The 16,942-nt window shown below is 69.2% G+C and carries 12 protein-coding genes; 6 read left to right on the top strand and 6 right to left on the bottom strand.

Annotated features, from left to right (window positions below):
- The first annotated feature begins 135 nt into the window (after positions 1 to 135).
- The gene (locus tag HUA78_RS17740) at positions 136 to 945 is read left to right on the top strand and encodes a hypothetical protein (protein ID WP_141649457.1); all 810 of its coding nucleotides are present in this window, start codon (positions 136 to 138) and stop codon (positions 943 to 945) included.
- 31 nt (positions 946 to 976) lie between these two features.
- Here the strand turns inward: HUA78_RS17740 and HUA78_RS17735 are convergent, their stop codons facing one another.
- Both HUA78_RS17735 and HUA78_RS17730 read right to left on the bottom strand, forming a co-directional pair.
- Positions 977 to 2,206, bottom strand: a complete 1,230-nt coding sequence (locus HUA78_RS17735) for a hypothetical protein (protein ID WP_174454909.1) — start codon at positions 2,204 to 2,206, stop codon at positions 977 to 979.
- An 87-nt stretch (positions 2,207 to 2,293) separates the two neighbouring features.
- Positions 2,294 to 3,859 (bottom strand): hypothetical protein, encoded by a 1,566-nt coding sequence (locus HUA78_RS17730; RefSeq protein ID WP_174476787.1) that lies wholly within the window; start codon positions 3,857 to 3,859, stop codon positions 2,294 to 2,296.
- A 182-nt stretch (positions 3,860 to 4,041) separates the two neighbouring features.
- Here HUA78_RS17730 and HUA78_RS17725 point away from each other — a divergent pair, with 182 nt between their 5' ends.
- The gene (locus HUA78_RS17725; protein WP_174454911.1) at positions 4,042 to 4,455 is read left to right on the top strand and encodes a metallothionein; all 414 of its coding nucleotides are present in this window, start codon (positions 4,042 to 4,044) and stop codon (positions 4,453 to 4,455) included.
- Here the strand turns inward: HUA78_RS17725 and HUA78_RS17720 are convergent.
- The 3 genes from HUA78_RS17720 to nadA all read right to left on the bottom strand — a co-directional run bounded on the left by HUA78_RS17720 (position 4,448) and on the right by nadA (position 6,939).
- Entirely contained in the window at positions 4,448 to 5,260 is an 813-nt protein-coding gene (locus tag HUA78_RS17720; protein WP_174476786.1) for a class I SAM-dependent methyltransferase, read from the bottom strand. The genes HUA78_RS17725 and HUA78_RS17720 overlap by 8 nt on opposite strands.
- Positions 5,261 to 5,322: 62 nt before the next feature.
- Entirely contained in the window at positions 5,323 to 5,928 is a 606-nt protein-coding gene (locus tag HUA78_RS17715) for a hypothetical protein (RefSeq protein WP_141647074.1), read from the bottom strand.
- A gap of 78 nt (positions 5,929 to 6,006) precedes the next feature.
- Positions 6,007 to 6,939 carry a quinolinate synthase NadA gene (nadA, locus tag HUA78_RS17710; RefSeq protein ID WP_141647075.1) on the bottom strand — a complete coding sequence of 311 codons (933 nt, stop codon included), beginning with the start codon at positions 6,937 to 6,939 and terminating at the stop codon, positions 6,007 to 6,009.
- Positions 6,940 to 7,311: 372 nt separating this feature from the next.
- Between nadA and HUA78_RS17705 the strand changes: the two genes are divergently transcribed.
- From HUA78_RS17705 to HUA78_RS17690, 4 genes are all read left to right on the top strand, one after another.
- Positions 7,312 to 9,738: a PilZ domain-containing protein gene (locus tag HUA78_RS17705; protein ID WP_174476785.1), complete on the top strand. Its 2,427-nt coding sequence runs from the start codon at positions 7,312 to 7,314 to the stop codon at positions 9,736 to 9,738.
- On the top strand, positions 9,735 to 10,523 hold the full coding sequence (locus tag HUA78_RS17700) for a methyltransferase domain-containing protein (RefSeq protein WP_174454914.1): 789 nt from the start codon (positions 9,735 to 9,737) through the stop codon (positions 10,521 to 10,523). Before HUA78_RS17705 ends, HUA78_RS17700 begins: the two co-directional genes overlap by 4 nt.
- Positions 10,524 to 10,543: 20 nt before the next feature.
- Positions 10,544 to 13,450, top strand: coding sequence for an ATP-binding protein (locus tag HUA78_RS17695; RefSeq protein WP_174476784.1), 2,907 nt, complete (start codon positions 10,544 to 10,546; stop codon positions 13,448 to 13,450).
- A 163-nt stretch (positions 13,451 to 13,613) separates the two neighbouring features.
- Positions 13,614 to 15,005, top strand: coding sequence for a peptide MFS transporter (locus HUA78_RS17690; RefSeq protein ID WP_141647078.1), 1,392 nt, complete (start codon positions 13,614 to 13,616; stop codon positions 15,003 to 15,005).
- Positions 15,006 to 15,112: 107 nt separating this feature from the next.
- Here HUA78_RS17690 and HUA78_RS17685 read toward each other — a convergent pair whose 3' ends face one another.
- Positions 15,113 to 16,558, bottom strand: a complete 1,446-nt coding sequence (locus tag HUA78_RS17685; protein ID WP_141647079.1) for a POT family MFS transporter — start codon at positions 16,556 to 16,558, stop codon at positions 15,113 to 15,115.
- Between the last annotated feature and the right edge of the window lie 384 nt (positions 16,559 to 16,942).

Raw genomic sequence — 16,942 nt, 5'->3', positions numbered from 1 at the left:
ATGGGCCGTGCTCCCCCCGAATCGGACAAGTGGGACTGGGTGGGCTTGAGTGCCCTTAAGTCGTTGGATTTCCTAGCTTTTCCGAGGCGCGCGCGCATTGCGCATGTCAGACGGGGCCGTAGAATCCGGCGCTCCATGGCGCGCCTCAAGAAGCAGAAAAACATCGTGACGAAGAGGAGTTACACGGCCGGACGGGTAGTGCGACAGCAGCCTGTCGCACCAGAACCGAACCGGCTCGTGAAGGTTTGGAGACGCGTGCTCGAACGCCGCCTCCGCACGCGCTTACGCGCGAAGGTGGCGGTGGAGGTCCACGACAACACGCACACGATGCTGACCTTCCAACGTCACCGGGCGATGTGGCGGCTGCGGCTGCACCACATGTTCCTGGCGGCGCCGGATGACGTCGTGCAGGCCCTGGCCAGCTTCGTGCGCAAAGGGGACCCGGAGGCGAGCACGCTGTTGGACCGCTACATCGAGCGCAACAAGATGTACATCCGGCGGCTGTCTCCGGCGCAGATGCGCAAGCGCATCCGGCTGGAGCCCCTGGGTCAGCACCACGACCTGGAGCGCATCTTCGAACGGCTCAACGAGCGGTACTTCAGCACCCGTCGCATCGATGCGGCCATCACCTACGGCCCGGCGCCTCGGGTGAAGGGGCCCCGCAAGAGCATCAAGATGGGCTCCTACTCGGCGGACTCCAAGGTCATCCGCATCCATCCGGCGTTGGACCAGCCGGTGGTGCCCCGCTACTTCGTGGAGTGGATTGTCTTCCACGAGATGCTCCACCACATCTACCGGACGAGGAAGGGCGACGACGGGCGGCGGTGCATCCACCCGCCGGAGCTCATCGAGCACGAGAAGCGCTTCCACGACTACACGCGGGCCCAGGCCTGGGAGCAGGAGAACCTGGACCTGCTGCTGCGCGCCCGCGTCTCGCCGGACTGAAGGACTCGGCAGGGCCCATCCTCCCCAGGGCTCAGGGGAGGATGAGGCCGCCGGGGCTGCGCCGCTCCTGGGTGGGGGCGGCCTCCGCGGGCGAGGGCGCACTGGCGCCAGGGGCCCCCCCAGCTCGCCGGGCGGCGGCCTCTTCGCGGGCTCCGGCGGCGGCGACCAGACCAACCACCTTCTCGAAGAGATGCTCGGCGAAGCGGGAGAAGGGCTGCGTGGCGCCGTGGAAGAGGCGCCGTGCCTCGCCCCGGGCGACTTCGGCCTCGCGCTTCCTCCCGGTCCGCTCGAAGAAGTCCGCCATTCTCCACAGCCGCAGGGCGTAGCGACGGGACATGTCGGGGGTGAAGTACTCCTGCGTCACCGTGCGCACCGCGCCCTGGAGCTGGTCCTGGCGCTGTACGTCGCTGAGCGCCAGGGGGCTGACCACCACCTCGTCCAACTTCGCGAGCAGGCGCCTGGTGATGGACTCCGGTGGGAGCCACGCTGCCAGCTCCGGTGTCTCGTGCAGCAGGTCTCCGTCGAGCGCGTGGCGGACGTCCTCCGGCTCGGGCGGGGGGAGGGTGGTGGGCTCGAGCTGGGGCTGCACGCCGAAGTGGCGCAGCGCGACATCGAGCCCCTCGGGAAAGGGCGTGTGGGCGCGCAGATTGAGGCCGGCGGCCTCGGCCAGCAGGGCCGCCGCCTCGTGCTGGGGCAGCTCCACCGTGCCGCCCTGCTCCAGTCCGTCCTTGAGGATGCGGCGCCAGATGCTCCGGCTCGCCTCCTGGAGCTGCAACTGGAGGACGCCCTCCTCGTCGGAGATGAGGGCCTGGACCATCTCGATGCCACCCGCGCGCAGCACGCGGCCCATGACGAGGGCCCGCTCACCTCGGCCCGTCACCGTGCTGGCCAGGGCCGGGAGCGCCTCGGGGGAGGGGGAGGGCCGAGGGGCCTCCGGGGGCGCCGTGCGAGGGGGCTCGGCGATGGCGACGCCGCGTGAGCGCAACCGGTACAGCGCCTTCTTGGCGAGCTTGGCCAGGGGCTTCACCGCCGAGGCGGACAGGGCCTCGGGCAGCGCGACCTGGCCGTTGAGCACGGCGGCCTCGAGGAGCGCGGCGGCGAGGGGCTCCGGGAGGGCTTCCACGGAGGCCGGCGTCGCGGTGCCCAGGTCCTTCGCGAGCGCCCGCGCGGACTCCACCGCCTGGACGGGGAGGTCAGGCAGCGAGGTGCCGGCGCGCAGCGCGTCCAGCAGGGAGCGAGGGTCCAGGGCGGAGGATTTCATGCGGGCCTTGTAACGCGCGAAGCGGGTCCCGGGCATCGCTCGGGCCGGCACGCCGCCCACTGGCCCACATTCGTGCGCGGCGCGGCTTCAGCGGCGGCGCACCAGCCAGCTTCGGCCCGACTGGCCCACCACCGTCAGCTCCGTCTGGAGTCGCGCGCCGAACACCTGCGAGGGGTGGACGCCGCGCACCACGAAGGTGTCGTACCAGGCCCCCTGCGTGTCCAGGTCCACGTCCTGCGGGCGCCACTCGGACGGGAAGGTGGGCGGCACCTCGTCGCGATAGCGCAGCGGAGAGTGCGGCGTGGAGGCAAACGTGAAGTTCGGCACGCCTCCGCGCTCGCGGGCCAGCACCGCCGCGGAGTGGATGAACACGGGGAAGCGCACCACGCGCGAGCCCGGGTCGTAGATGAGGCCCATGACGCGAGGCCTCTGGGCGGTGGCCGCCACCAGTCCCTCCCACTCCGTCGCCTCGCGGGAGAAGGCTCGGAAGCCCCGGCCCAGCGTGAAGGCCAGCACCAGCGTGCAGGCCGCGGCGGCCCACTTGAGGGGCAGCCGCCACTCCGGAATCGTCGCGGGCGCGGTGGCCACCAGCAGCGCGGCGGCCAGGTGCGCGTAGCGCGTGTTGAGGTAGTAGACGTAGCCGCGGATATCGAACGGCAGCAGGAAGTAGAGCGCGAGCGCCAGCACCCCCAGCCCCAGCAGCCGCGCGCGTGCCACCGGACCTTGTGTGCCCGTGGGCCCCGGACGCACGAGCGCCGCCACCCAGCCCGCGAGCGCCACCGCGCCCACCGCGTACATCGCCCACCGGTCCGAGCCGTCGCGCAGCGTGTTGGCGAGCACGTCGAACAGCTCCGCGCGGTTCTGCGCGAAGCCCTTCCAGCCCAGGTTCTGCGGGGAGAACGTCGGGCCCCACGCCTTCCAGGGCGCGCCGGGCTGGATGTCCGGCGGCTCGCCGAAGCGCAGCACCACCCAGCCCAGGAACAACGCCACGCCCGGCACCACGCCCAGCAACGCCGGCACGCGGGGCCGCAGCCGCTGCGCGAGTCCACGAGCGGTGGCGTCCTCCGGCACGGCGGTGGTGAGCAGCAGCCATGGCAGCCCGAGCGCGAGGAACCCGAAGGCCTGGACATGGAACAGCAGCACCGTGACGAGGCAGACCGCCAGCGCCGCCGTCCAGCCTCGTCGCCGGGGCACGTCCTCCAGCGCCCGCACGAAGAAGCCGCAGCACAGCAGCGTCAGCGGCAGGGCCGCGCAGTAGTTGATGAAGCCCCAGCCGAAGCTGTCGCCGTACGCGAAGGGCAGGGCGAGCAGCGCGGGCCACGTGGGCCGGCCCAGCGAGCGCAGCAGGAAGCCCAGGCTCAGCGGCAGGCCCACCACGTACGCGGTGAGGAAGACGCGGTTGGCCAGGTCCAGCGGCAACAGCCAGTTCAGCGCGCTGACCAGGTAGTAGTAGCCCAGGTAGGGCGTCAGCGCGTGTCGTGCCTCGAACAGCTGGGGGTACAACGTGCTCGGGTCATCCAGCCGGTGCAGCACGGAGATGAGGTACAGGTGCTGCGGCAGGTCCACCATGGGCAGGTGGCGCGAAACCCAGAGGGGCAGTGCGCCCAGCACCAGGGCGGCGATGTGAATAAAGCGAGCGTTGGGGTTCGTCACGAGAGGTGCCGGACTGTATGCGCCGCTTTCCTGCCCGGCGAGCAACCGACGCGGGGCGTCTGGAGCAGCGCGTCGGGGTAGACAAAGGTATGGCCGTCGACCTTGGCAGTCGACGGGGGCTGCGCTATAGGCGCCGATGGACGGGAGCCGAGGCCGAGAGTCTCCCGAAGGAGAGCATGCACATGACACGCAACGCGACGATGGTGGCCGCGGGGCTGCTGGCCAGCGGTCTGCTGCTGCTCGCTCCCCGCGCGGCGAGCGCCTGTGAGGCCCACGCCCAGGCGGCACGGGAGAAGTCGGCGGAGGCCCAGAAGCCGTCGCCCGACAGCGCCTCTTCGGAGGCGGCTCCCGCCCCCGAGAAGGCGCGGCCCACGGGCGGTGAGGTGGACCGTCCACTGGACGCGCTCGACTCGCTGATGGCCGCCAAGTGCCAGTGTGGCAGCAAGGCGGACTGCACCTGCAAGAAGGGCTCGTGCGAGTGCTCCAAGTGCCAGAAGCCCAAGCGGCAGGTGATGGACGCGCTGCGCGGCCGTCCCGCCGAGCTGAAGCTGGACGAGGCCCGTCGCTACGACGCCTCCGCCGGCATCTTCATCTGAGCGACTCGGCGGAGCCCTTCTCCGCCTTGAGCACCAGCAGCGGCGGCAGGGCCACGCGCTCGAAGCGCACCAGTCCCGCCGCGCTGGTCGCCGCGCGCAGTGTCTCCTCCGCCCGAGGGTGAAGGCCCACGCGGCGGTGCAGGAATCCGGACGCGGAGCCCGGCGGCGCATAGGTGCTCGCCACCCAGCGGCCCCCCGGACGCAGCACCCGCGCCACCTCCAGCATCAGCCGGCCCAGGTCTTCCAGGTAATGCAGCGAGTCGGCCATCAGCACCGCGCCGAGCGTGCCGTCGAGGAAGGGGAGCGCGGGGGCCTGTGCCCGGAGGAAGTCCACCGTGGCGCCCGCCTCGCGTGCCTGGGCCACGCCTTCTTCCAGCATGGCGGGGGACAGGTCCTGGCCCGCGACGAGGGGAAAGGCCGGCTCTCGCGCGAGTCGCCTCGCCACCAGGCCCGTGCCGCAGCCCAGGTCCAGCACCGGTCCGTCGGGCGTGCCCAGCAGGCTGCGGTAGAGGAGGTACTCGCTGTCCGTGTCGAGCGGCTGGCGCAAGAGGGCGCGCTGGAGCGCGGGGCGGACATGACGCTCGTAGGAGCGCGCCACCCAGCGACTCTCCAGGCCCCGCTGCAGTCCTCCGGCGGAGCCATGCTCCAGCACGAGGTCAGCGACGCCCTCGGCCACCGGATAGCTGGCGCGGCACTCCGGGCAGCGCAGGGGGCCGAACATCAACACCGGCGTGGGCGCCTCGGGACGGAGGGCGCCTCTGCGGCAGCGAGGGCAACGAAGGAGCTGGACGAGCGCGTGCCGCATGAGCGGCGGAGGCTACCGTCCCCCGTCCGGCGCGAGAACCGCTTTGTATGCCGCGGACCGCTTCAGGCGGACGGGCCGCTCGGAGCCGCCGCCACCCGCTTGTCCTCGGCCACCAGGACGGGCCAGCCCCGGGCCATGGCCTCGCGGAAGAACACCGCCAGCTCCTTGCGGCTGTGGTTCACCGCGCCCTGGAACGGGTCGATGAGGGCTTCCTCGCCCAGGCTGCGGGTGGCGTTGAGCTCCACCGGCGTCCCGCACCGCTCGCAGCGGATGGACACCTGCCGCACCAGCGCCACGGGCACCGCGTACCGGGCACCGCAGTCGCCGCACTTCCACACCAGCGCGCGCTCGCCGGCCTCGCGACGGGCCAGGCTCTCCAGCTCGTCCGCGAGCCTGAGCAGCGCGGGCAGGTCCTGGGGCGGCTGGGCGAAGACGGCCGACGGACCGAACCCCGCCTCGGGGGAACCCAGCGTGGGAGGTCGGTCCCCCTGGAGCAGGGCGCGCATGCGGTCCTTGGCGCGGACATCGCGGAACTCGGCGCCCGCCAGGGCACGCTCCACCGCCTCATGGACCGGGGGGAGGTCCGGCTCGAGGCGCTCATCAACCGGCAGCGACTGGGGGTGATTCACCAGCCGGTGCGACGGGACTGCGAGAAATCGGAAGGCCACGGATGGCTCCATTGCACCCCGGCCTTTCCGGCGCAAGACGCGAGTTGGCAAATGTCCGCTGTGACGACAGATTCCGCTCTATCTGGACCACTCCAGCATGAGCTGCAACGGCGCCCGGGCCGCCTCGCGCAGGTCCTCCCGCATGGTCAGCTCCGGCGTCCGCTCCTTCATGCACTTCCAGAGCTTCTCCAGCGTGTTGAGCCGCATGTACGGGCACTCGTTGCACGCGCAGCCGTTGTCGGGGGGCGCGGGGATGAAGGTCTTCTGGGGCGCGCCCTTCTTCATCTGATGGAGGATGCCCGCCTCCGTCACGACGATGAACTTCTGCTTCGGGCTCTTGAGCACGTAATCCAACAGCCCCTTCGTGGAGCCGATGAAGTCCGCGTGCCGCAGCACCGCCTGCTCACACTCCGGATGGGCGACGACCTCCGCGTCCGGATGCTCGACCTTGAGCCCCACCAGCTTCTTCTCGCTGAAGATTTCGTGGACGATGCAGCTGCCCGGCCACAGCACCATGTCCCGGCCGGTCTGTTTCATGACGTGGCGTCCCAGGTGCTGGTCCGGGGCGAAGAGGATCTGCCGGTCCCTGGGCACCTGGTTCACGATCTTCACCGCGTTGGAGGACGTGCAGATGACGTCGCTCATCGCCTTCACCGCCGCGGAGCTGTTGACGTAGCTCACCACGAAGGCGCCTGGGTGCTTCTCCTTGAAAACCTTGAAGGCCGCGGGCGGGCACCGGTCCGACAGCGAACACCCCGCCTTCAGGTCCGGCAGCAGGACCTGCCGCGTCGGATTCAGGATCTTGGCCGTCTCCGCCATGAAGTGCACACCGCAGAAGACGATGACGTCCGCTTCCGTGCGCTCCGCCGCCTGCGCCAAAGCGAGGCTGTCTCCAACGAAGTCCGCGACATCCTGGACTTCGCTCTCCTGGTAGTAGTGCGCAAGAATCACAGCGTTCATGGAACGCTTGAGCTCCTGGATTTCCTGCGCGTAATCCACCTCGGTGCTCATGGGCCCTCCTGGCCTGGTCGACATTTAACTCGCCCGCCGGTGCCAGGCCACCTCGTCGGAAGTTGGCTGCCGGGCGGACGGACGCCTGTCGCTGGCGCGCCCTGGGTCGACTCTGCCACCGTCCCCCTTCGTGCAAGAGCGGTGGATGGTCGCATCACCTGACGGCGCGGAGAGGGTAGACTGCGCGCAATCCTCCGGGTCGGCCCGGAGGGAGGCAGTCGCCTTGCTGTCAAGCTTGGACAAGCCACACATTCGGGGTCGAGAACACGCGATCGGCTGGTGGAGAGGGGGCGGCACCGGACCTGTGGCCCGTGGGCAGACGATGGCTCTGCCCCTTCTCCATCTGAACGCCTTTCCCGTCGAGGAGAGAGCATGAGTGTCCCCACTCAGGACGTCCTGATTGTGCATCCGAACGAGGGCCGGCGCGCCGCGCTGGCCGAGGTCCTGGGAATTCACCGCGTGGTGGCGGTGGAGTCCCAGGTCGAAGCCACACGGAGGATGGAGTCCTCCGCGCCCACCCTCATCATCGCGCCCCCGGAGAACGCGCGGCGTTTCCTGAGACATGTCGACAGGGCCGCCCCGGAGGCCGTGCGCGTCTTCGTGTGTGCGCAGTCGGACCGCCAGGGACTGGAGGAGCTCGTGGAGACGGCCGCGGAGGGGCACGTCTTCAATACGCTGGACGACAGTCTCACCATCCCCGAGCTGGGCCGGCGCATCACCAACATCCTCCAGCTTCGCGCCTCCGCGCGCGTCACGCCCAACTCGCGGATGGAAGCGGGCTTCAGGCTCCTGGGCCGGGGCTACACCGCGCGCTGTCTGGACGTGGGCAACTTCGGCGCCGCGCTCCAGGTCCCCATGGATGCGTCGGTAGGCGCCTTCCTTCCCGGCGCCGTGCTGGATGACCTGCACATCGAACGCGAGGGCCGCTGGGTCCTGAAGTCCCGCCGGGCCCTGGTGCGTCACGTCAGTCCGGTGCGCAATGGCGCGGAGCACGCGCTGCGGCTGGGGCTCTCCTGGAGCGGCTCGCTGGAGGAGACGTCGGCGGCGCCCCTCGCCGTGGTGCGCGACCCGGTGAGTGTGCTGGCCGCCCTGCGCAAGGCGGTCCGCCGGGGCTCCGCCCTGTGGGTGCACTACCCGGACACCCCCTCGGTGCAGTTCATCCTCGAGGCGCCCCTGGTGGACCTGGTCGATGGCCGCTCGGTGCTGAGGGGTGTCAACGTCGGCGGCTGTCCCATCTCCGCCGGCGACGTGCTGAACCTCTCCTTCGAGGTGAGCGGGCAGAGCTACCTGGGCGTCACCAGCGTCCTGCAGCGAGGGGAGGGGGCCGTCACCCTGAGCGTGCCGCGCACCCTGGGGGTGCAGAACCGGCGGGGCCTGCAGCGCTTCCGCCCGGGACCGGACCACCGCTTCCTCGTCTCCTTCAGCGCGCCGTTCAGCGGCAAGCGCATGACGCGCTCCGTGCTGGACATGAGCAGCCGCGGCCTGTCCTTCGCCATCGACGCCTCTTGCGAAGTCCTCCCCGCCGGCTCCCAGCTGGACATGTCGCTCCTGCTGCCCGACGGCAGCGAGGTGGCGTGTCGCGCGGAGGTCCGCTCGGTGGATGGGGTGTCCTCCGGTGAGGGCGCGGACAACCCGCTGCGGCCGTACCGCTGCGGCGTGCGGTTCCTGGAGGTTCCTCCCTCGGTCCGCAACGCGGTCCTCTCCGCCTTCATCTCCTCGCGCAACCAGACGGTGGCGGACGGCGGACGGTTCCCGTTCCAGGACATCTGGCGGATGATGGAGGCGGCCCACTACGGCTTCCATCCGGACTACCCCTTCGGCGGCGAGGCCAGATACCTCGACGACCTGGAGCGGACGCACCATCAGCTGTGCGCGTCCGGGGAGCTGGGCAGCTCGCTTGTCTACAACGACGCGGATGGCGTGCAGGGGCACGTCGCGGGCCTGCGCATCCACTCCCGCACGTGGCTGGTGCAGCACCTGGCGGTGCGGCCGGGCTTCCACCGGCAGGACCAGATTGCCCACGAGCTGTCCGCGCTGGCCATCGAGCTGGGCGAGGCCCACGAGGATATCGACTTCATCCGCTTCTCCTGGCGCGAGGACAACCGGTGGCCGAGCCGGCTCGGCACGTGGTTGCTGCGCGTCATGGACAGCCACGGGCTGAGCTGGCTGCGGCACTTCCAGTACATGCGCCTGGAGCTGGACGGCACGGAGCCTTCGCCCCAGGGCTCGCTGCCCGCGGTGCGCGAGGCGTCCGACGCCGACTGCGCGCGCCTGGAGTTCTTCCTGCGGGAGCGGGGCGAGGTGGTGCGCGTGCTCGCGGAGGACCTGCAGGCGGACCAGATGCGGCTGGAGGCCCTGTCGTCGCGCTACGCGGCCCACGGGCTCCACCGGGCCCGGCGCGTCTTCGTCGTGGATGGCGAGACGGGCCCGCTGGCCATCGCGCTCCAGGAAGAGGGCAGCCCGGGCATCAACCTCATCGAGAAGACCAATGCCTTCTGGTTCGTGGTGCTGGAGCCGGGGCATCCGGACGAGGCCGCCGCGGTGCGCGCGCTCATCCAGCGTTGCGAGGAGCACGCCCGGGAGCACGGACGCTCCGCCGTGGTGGCGCTCGCGGCCGACGAGGACCTCAAGGCACTGGAGGCCGCGGGCTTCACGTCCCACGGCCGCTTCTCCGAGTGGTTCTTCCACCGCTCCATGGTGCGCCGGTGGGTGGAGCTGTTCCGTTCCATCTTCGAGCGTGTCCAGCGCACGGGAGGAGAGGCGCGGGCGCGCGGCCGCGCGGCGCGGGGGAAGGCTTGAGCTACATCATGGAGTCCGAGGCGGAGACGCGCCGGCTGCTCCTTCAGGAGCAGGCGGACGACGCCCGCGCGCTACTACTGGCCACCGGGCTGACGCCGGGGGCCCGGGCGCTGGATGCGGGCTGCGGCCCGGGTGGAATCTCTCGGACCATGGCGCGCATCGTCGGCGGTGAGGGCAGCGTCCTGGGCATGGACCTGAGCGACGTGCGGCTGGCCGAGGCCATCCAGCGCTGCGCGGGGCTGCCCCAGGCGCGCTTCATCCGGGGAGACATCCGCCGCACGGGCCTGCCCGACGCCGCGTTCGACTACACCTGGAGCCAGTACGTGCTGGAGTACCTGTCGGACCGGGACGCCGCGCTCGCGGAGCTCATCCGCGTCACCCGGCCGGGTGGCCGCGTCGTGGTGTCCGAAATCGACGGTCAGGGCCTCAACAACTGGCCGCTCCCGGCGGGGCTGGAGGAGGGCGCGCGGTGCTTCGAGCGGGGGCTCGCCTCCCAGGGGTTCGACTTGTTCGTCGGGCGCAAGCTGTTCCAGTCCTTCCGTCGGGCGGGTCTGCGCGACATCCGGGTGCACGTGACGCCCCAGTATGTCGTCGCCGGCACGGCGGATGACCGTTTCCTGGCGGACTGGGAGACGCGCTTCGCGGCGCTGGCTCCCGTGGTGACGCCCGCCTTCGGCTCCGAGGTCGCCTATGGTGAGTTCTGCCAGGCCTACCTGCGGATGCTGCGAGATCCGGATACGCTCAAGTATTCGGTGTTGGTCGTCACCGAGGGAGTGCGTGCTTGAGCGAAGGGATAGGGGAAGTCATGTCAGGCGGGGGGCAGGAGACGCCCGACAATGCCCCCGAAGTCAGCGTGCGCACGACGTCCACGTTGCTGCTGTACTTCGAGCGCACGTACGGCGTGGAGCGGCTGCAGGCGCTGTGGGCCCGGCACGACATCCCGCTGTCGCTGGAGTACCTGCGCACGCACGCCAACTACATCTCGCTGCCCTTCCTGGAGCGGCTGTCCGCGCTCTTGATGAAGGAGTCCGGCGATGTGCACTTCATGCGCAACGCGGGCCTCTTCCTGGCCACGCCGGAGGCGATGGGCTTCGCGTTCTACCTGCTGCGGGCCTTTGGCTCGCCGCGCATGTGCTACCTGAAGACCATCGAGCTGGCGCCCAGCTACAACCGCGTGGGCAGCTTCCACGTGGAGTTCCTGGAGCAGAAGCAGCTGGTGCTCACGTACTCCAGCAAGACGCCGGAGAAGAGCCGCAACATCTGTGAGCTGCGCATGGGGCAGTTCGCCTCCATCCCCACCATCTGGGGCCTGCTGCCCGCGGAGGTGCGCGAGTCGGAGTGTCAGGTGCTGGGCGCGCCGGTCTGCCGCTATCACCTGTCTTGGGCGGACCCGATGTCGCAGTGGGGCCACCACCTGGGCCTCTTGCTGGGCACGGTGAGCGGGCTCGTCGTTGGCGCGCTGGGCTGGGCGCACCCCGTCTTCGGCGTGGCGTCGCTGGCCACCGCCGGCTTCTCCATGGGCGGCTGGCTGGACGGGCGGCGCGAGCTGAAGCGCAAGGACGAAGCGCTCCGCTCCCAGAACCAGGCCATCATGGGCTCGCTGGTGGAGCTGCAGCAGCGCTACGACGAAATCTTCCGCGCCAACGTGGCCCTCGAGGACCGCGTCGCGGAGCGCACCCAGGCCCTCAAGGAGGCCAACGGCAAGCTGGGCGACGCGCTCTTGCGCCAGCAGGAGCTGGACCGGCTCAAGAGCGAGTTCTTCGACAACGTCAGCCACGAGCTGCGCACCCCGCTCACCCTCATCCTGCTGACGCTGGAGTCGCTGGAGCGCCGGGGCGAGGAGAACAACCCGGAAGTGGTCATGCAGCACGTGGCCACCATGGAGCGTAGCGCCCAGCGCCTGTTGCGCCTCATCAACAACCTGCTGGACCTGGCGCAGCTCGAATCGGGCAAGGCGCGCCTGCGCTACCAGCCGCTGGAGCTCAACGGCTTCCTGAGCACCGTGCTGCCGCCGTTCCACGCCATGGCGGAGCGGCAGGACGTCTACCTGCGCCTGGAGGGGCAGGAGGTGACGCCCGTGGAGGTGGACCACGAGCGCATGGACATCGTCTTCCAGAACCTGCTGTCCAACGCGCTGAAGTTCACCCAGACGGGCGGGGTGACGGTGCGCGTGCACGAGGACGACAAGGACGTGCTGGTGGACGTGGAGGACACCGGCCAGGGCATCTCCCAGCAGGACACGAAGGTCATCTTCGACCGCTTCGCCCAGGCGGACAACAGCGGCACGCGCCGCTTTGGCGGCACGGGCATTGGACTTGCGCTGGTGAAGGAGACGCTGGAGCTGCACTCCGGCGGCATCAGCGTGACGAGCGAGCTGGGCAAGGGCTCCACCTTCCGCGTGCGGCTGCCCAAGGGCCGCGCGCACATCCGCGAGGACCTGCGCGAGCGCCGCCGCGCGGAGATGCCCGTGCGCCGGGAGCGCCGCATCTCCGGCTCGTTCCCGTCGCTGGAAACGGGCGTACCCGACAACGGCCGCGCGTCCGTGGTGGCTCCAGCCAGGGACCACGCGGGGCCGGGGCCGGATGCGCCCCGCATCCTCGTGGTGGAGGACGACGTGGAGATTCGCGGCTTCATCGCGGGTCTGCTGAAGCAGCACTACCGGGTGATGGAGGCCGTCAACGGTGAGGAGGGCCGGCAGCGCGCCATGGCGGAGCGGCCGGACCTCATCGTGTCGGATGTGATGATGCCCGTGCTGTCCGGCCTCCAGATGCTGGTGGCCCTGCGCGAGCAGACCGCGACGGTGGACATCCCCGTCATCCTGCTCACCGCGCGGCAGGAGGTCTCCGCCAAGGTGGAGGCGCTGGGCACGGGCGCCAATGACTACCTGGGCAAGCCCTTCAGCCCGCGCGAGCTGCTGGCGCGAATCGAAACGCAGTTGCGCCTGCGCGAAGCGGCGGTGCGCTCCGCGGAGAATGAGCGGCTGGCGGCCATCGGCCTGCTGACGTCGGGCTTCGCGCACGAGGTGCGCAATCCGCTCAACGGGCTGATGAACGCGCTGACGCCGCTGAAGGAGGTGCTGTCGGACAGCTCTCCGGACGCGGAGATGAGCCGCGCGATGGTGGAGGTGATGGAGGAGTGCGGCCAGCGCATCCGCCACCTCGCCGAGTCGCTGCTCGCCTTCACCCGCTCCTCCGACGCGCCCATCATGCTGTCGCTGGACACGCTGCTGGACTCGACGCTCGGCGTGCTGACGTGGAAGGTGCCCTCGGGTGTCACCGTGGAGCGGGCCTACGAATGCACCATGCCCATCCAGGGAGACCCCGGCTCGCTCAACCAGGTGTGGCTCAACCTCCTGGACAACGCTTTGCGCGCCGTGGGCGAGCAGGGCCGCGTCCGAGTCGCCACGGCCTGCCAGGGCGACGAGGCCGTCGTCACCATCAGCGACAATGGCGTGGGCATCCGCGCCGAGGACATGGAGCGGCTGTTCCAGCCCTTCTTCTCCACCCGCGCCGCGGGCGAGGGGACGGGCCTGGGCCTGGCTCTCAGCCGGCGCATCATCTTGAGCCATGGCGGGCGCATTCAGGTCCGTAGCACGCCGGGGAAGGGCACTCAGGTAGAGGTGCACCTGCCCCTTCGTCCCCCGGGGGGACGCTCCTCGTCAGGCAACGGCTCCGAGGGGCAGGGTGAGTCGCGCGTGGGTCGGCTGGGTTGAGGTGCGGGCTTCACGACGCGCCCTGACGTGAACTGAGCGGGCCAGGGGGCTGGGGAATTCTCGGCCGCCCCTGTTGTCCACTTGCGCATAGCTGTTGCGCTGTCTGCTACAGTCAAGTGCTCTTTCAGTCACACCCGACCACCGAAGCGAAGGAAACCACGGCATGCAAGGAACCGTAGCCGCGGGCGCTGCCCGCCAGGGGCACCCGCGAGGGCTGTATCTCCTGTTCTTCACCGAGATGTGGGAGCGCATGTCGTATTACGGCATGCGAGGCCTGCTCGTCCTCTTCCTCACGAGCAAGGTCAACGGTGGGTTCGGGTGGACCACTGGCGAGGCGCTCAGCCTTTACGGGACGTACACCGGCCTGGTGTATCTGACGCCCATCGTCGGAGGCTTCATCGCGGACCGGTTCATCGGTCAGCGCAAGGCGGTGGTGCTCGGCGGCACGCTGATGATGATCGGCCACCTCGTCCTGGCGCTCCCCAACGTGACGATGTTCTACGCGGGCCTGGGCTTCCTGATTGTGGGCAACGGCTTCTTCAAGCCGAACATCTCCACCATGGTGGGCGGGCTGTACGCGCCGGGGGATGGTCGTCGCGACAGCGCCTTCACCATCTTCTACATGGGCATCAACCTGGGCGCGATGTTGGGCAACTTCATCTGCGGCACCCTGGGTGAGAAGTACGGCTGGCACTACGGCTTTGGCTCCGCGGGCGTGGGCATGTTCCTGGGCCTCGTGGTCTTCATGCTGATGCAGAAGAAGCTCTTGGGCCCGGTGGGACTGGCGCCGGTGAAGCCGTCGCTGGAGGCGCGGGCCAACGGGACCGCGGAGAAGAAGGGGTTCTCCAAGGACGAGATTGACCGCATCGTCGTCATCTTCATCATCGCGGTGTTCGTGGTGGCGTTCTGGACGGGCTTCGAGCAGGCCGGTGGCCTGATGAATCTCTACACGAACGAGAAGGTCGACCGGACGATGTTCGGCTGGGAGGTTCCCACCACGTGGTTCCAGAACTTCAACTCGTTCTTCATCGTCGCGCTGGCGCCGGTGTTCGCGGGGCTGTGGAGCTGGCTGTCGATTCGGGGCAAGGCTCCGAGCATCCCGGTGAAGATGGGCCTGGGGCTCGTCTTCCTGTCCACGGGCTTCGTCTTCATGCTGGGCGCGTCGAGCCAGAGCGCGACGATGGGCAAGGCGGCGGCGCACTGGGTCATCCTGGCCTACCTGTTCCACACCATGGGTGAGCTGTGCCTGTCGCCGGTGGGTCTGTCGATGGTGTCCAAGGTGGCGCCGGCGCGCATCGTCTCCGCGATGATGGGCGTGTGGTTCCTGGCGAACGCAGCGGCGAACAAGCTCTCCGGCGTCATCGGCGCGTACTCGGAGAAGCTGGGTGAGTTCGACGTGTTCCTCTACATCAGCCTGGGCACGGGCCTTTCGGGACTCATCCTGCTGGGCGTGGCGCCCATCCTGAAGCGGATGATGCACGGCACGGACGAAGAGAAGCCGCCCGCGCCCCAGGGCGCGTCGACGCAGGATGGTTCCTCGGTGGCCGCGGCCTGAGTCCAGACGACGAGAGGCGCGCTCCCTGAGGGAAGCGCGCCTCTTCGGGTGAAGCACCTGACGCCGGAGCTCCTCTCAGATTCGAGGGCTCCGGCGTTGCTCTTTTCTCAGGCCGACCGGGCGGTGATTCCCGCGGCGTTGCGCTCCTCGGTGGGGAGGGGCGCGGACGTCTGGAAGTAGTCGCGCACCACGTAGCGGCGGGCGACCAGCGTCATCCCCACGGCGGCGATGAGCGCCATGCCCGCGTAGAAGAAGAACTGCCCGGAGCCGGAGAAGATGTTGAGCGCCGCGGAGATGGCCACCGCCACGTTGGCCAGCGTGTTCGTCACCAGCCACACGCTCTGGATGGTGCCCTTCATCTCCCGGGGCGCCTGCGTGTACGCGAACTCCAGGCCCGTGGTGGACATGAGGATTTCGCCCAGCGTCAGCACGATGTACGGGAGGATCTGCCAGGAGATGTTCAGCACCGTGCCGCTCTCCATCGCCACCTGGAAGAAGCCGGCGATGATGAACGACACCGCGCCGAACACGAGCCCCAGCGGCATGCGCCTGAGCGGCGTCAGCTCCCAGCCGGAGCGCTGGAACAGCGGGTACACCACCGCCGTCAGCAGGGGGATGAGCAGCATCACCAGCAGCGGGTTGATGAACTGCATCTGACTGGGCTGGAAGGCGAACCCCAGGATGTTCAGGTCCATGGAGCGCGCCTGCACCACCCAGGTGGACGCCTTCTGGTCGAACAGCATCCAGAAGAACGGCACGAACGGCAGCATCAGCCCGCTCACCCGGAACACCGCCTTGACGCCCTCCACCGACTCCGAGGGGTGCGCCGCCTTGGCGCCGTCCAGCCAGTGGCCGCCCTGGCCCCGGTTCTTCAGCGCGCTGCCCACCACCTTGAAGAACGAGTGCGGGTTGGCCCCCGTCGGCGGGACGATGACGTAGTGGCGCCGGCCCAACCAGAAGATGATGGTCGCGATGAACATCAACACGCCGGGGATGCCGAACGCGACGGCCGGCCCGAAGTTCTTGAGCAACAGCGGGATGAACAGCGACGCGAAGAACGAGCCGAAGTTGATGGTCCAGTAGAAGATGGCGAAGAGCTTCTTCACCAGGTGGCTGTTGGACTCGTTGAACTGGTCGCCCGCCATGGCCGCGACACACGGTTTGATTCCGCCGCTGCCCACCGCAATCAGCGTCAGGCCCGCGAAGAAGCCCGTGGCGTTGTTCTCGAAGATGGCGAGAAACGCGTGGCCCACGCAGTACACGATGCTCAGCCAGAGGATGGTGCGGTACTTCCCGAAGAAGCGGTCCGCGAGATAGCCACCGATGAGCGGGAAGAAGTACACCCCCGCCATGAAGGTGTGCATCAGGCTCTTGCCCTGTGCCTCGCGCAGCCCTGAGTCGGGCACCGCGTTCTTCAGCAGGTAGTCGATGAGGAACACCGTGAGGATGTTCCGCATCCCGTAGAAGCTGAAGCGCTCACACGCCTCGTTGCCGATGATGAACGGTATCTGCGGCGGGAACTTGTTGTTCTGCGCGGCGGGACTCTCAGCCATGAGGCGGGGTGCTCCCTGGTGGAGAAAGGTGGGGGCTCCAAGAAGACAAGAGGCCCAACCCTACCCAACGCGGGGCCCGGACTCCACCGAAGCCCCTCGCGGCACGTCCTCTCGTCCAGGCGGGCGGCCCTCTCCTCCACGGAGGGGCGACCTCCAACCCGGCCTCGCGGTCCGCCTGCCTTCAACCCGTGCGGGCCACGTGCTTCACGCTCCGCTTCGCAGTCCCACCGGAAATCTCCCGTCTGCCCAAGGCCCCGTTCCGGTGACAGTGCGTCTTTATTGATACACCTTAAGCGGGCTGGGCTGGTTTGACAGGAATTGATAAGGCCCTAGAATGCAACAGGCGTTGTCAATGATTTCGAGGCTCACACCCCACCTGTGAAG

Origin of the sequence: Myxococcus sp. CA033 (assembly GCF_013336625.1) — a bacterium.
Lineage (GTDB): Bacteria > Myxococcota > Myxococcia > Myxococcales > Myxococcaceae > Myxococcus > Myxococcus llanfairpwllgwyngyllgogerychwyrndrobwllllantysiliogogogochensis.
Note: the sequence above shows the minus strand (reverse complement) of the source record. Positions and strands in the feature narration are given on the sequence as shown.

What these genes read in the sequence shown, in the direction of transcription:
- HUA78_RS17740 (WP_141649457.1), top strand. Translation starts at nt 136, where the DNA reads ATGGCGCGCCTCAAGAAGCAGAAAAACATCGTGACGAAGAGGAGTTAC.
- HUA78_RS17735 (WP_174454909.1), bottom strand. Translation starts at nt 2,206, where the DNA reads ATGAAATCCTCCGCCCTGGACCCTCGCTCCCTGCTGGACGCGCTGCGC.
- HUA78_RS17725 (WP_174454911.1), top strand. Translation starts at nt 4,042, where the DNA reads ATGACACGCAACGCGACGATGGTGGCCGCGGGGCTGCTGGCCAGCGGT.
- HUA78_RS17720 (WP_174476786.1), bottom strand. Translation starts at nt 5,260, where the DNA reads ATGCGGCACGCGCTCGTCCAGCTCCTTCGTTGCCCTCGCTGCCGCAGA.
- nadA (WP_141647075.1), bottom strand. Translation starts at nt 6,939, where the DNA reads ATGAGCACCGAGGTGGATTACGCGCAGGAAATCCAGGAGCTCAAGCGT.
- HUA78_RS17705 (WP_174476785.1), top strand. Translation starts at nt 7,312, where the DNA reads ATGAGTGTCCCCACTCAGGACGTCCTGATTGTGCATCCGAACGAGGGC.
- HUA78_RS17695 (WP_174476784.1), top strand. Translation starts at nt 10,544, where the DNA reads ATGTCAGGCGGGGGGCAGGAGACGCCCGACAATGCCCCCGAAGTCAGC.
- HUA78_RS17690 (WP_141647078.1), top strand. Translation starts at nt 13,614, where the DNA reads ATGCAAGGAACCGTAGCCGCGGGCGCTGCCCGCCAGGGGCACCCGCGA.
- HUA78_RS17685 (WP_141647079.1), bottom strand. Translation starts at nt 16,558, where the DNA reads ATGGCTGAGAGTCCCGCCGCGCAGAACAACAAGTTCCCGCCGCAGATA.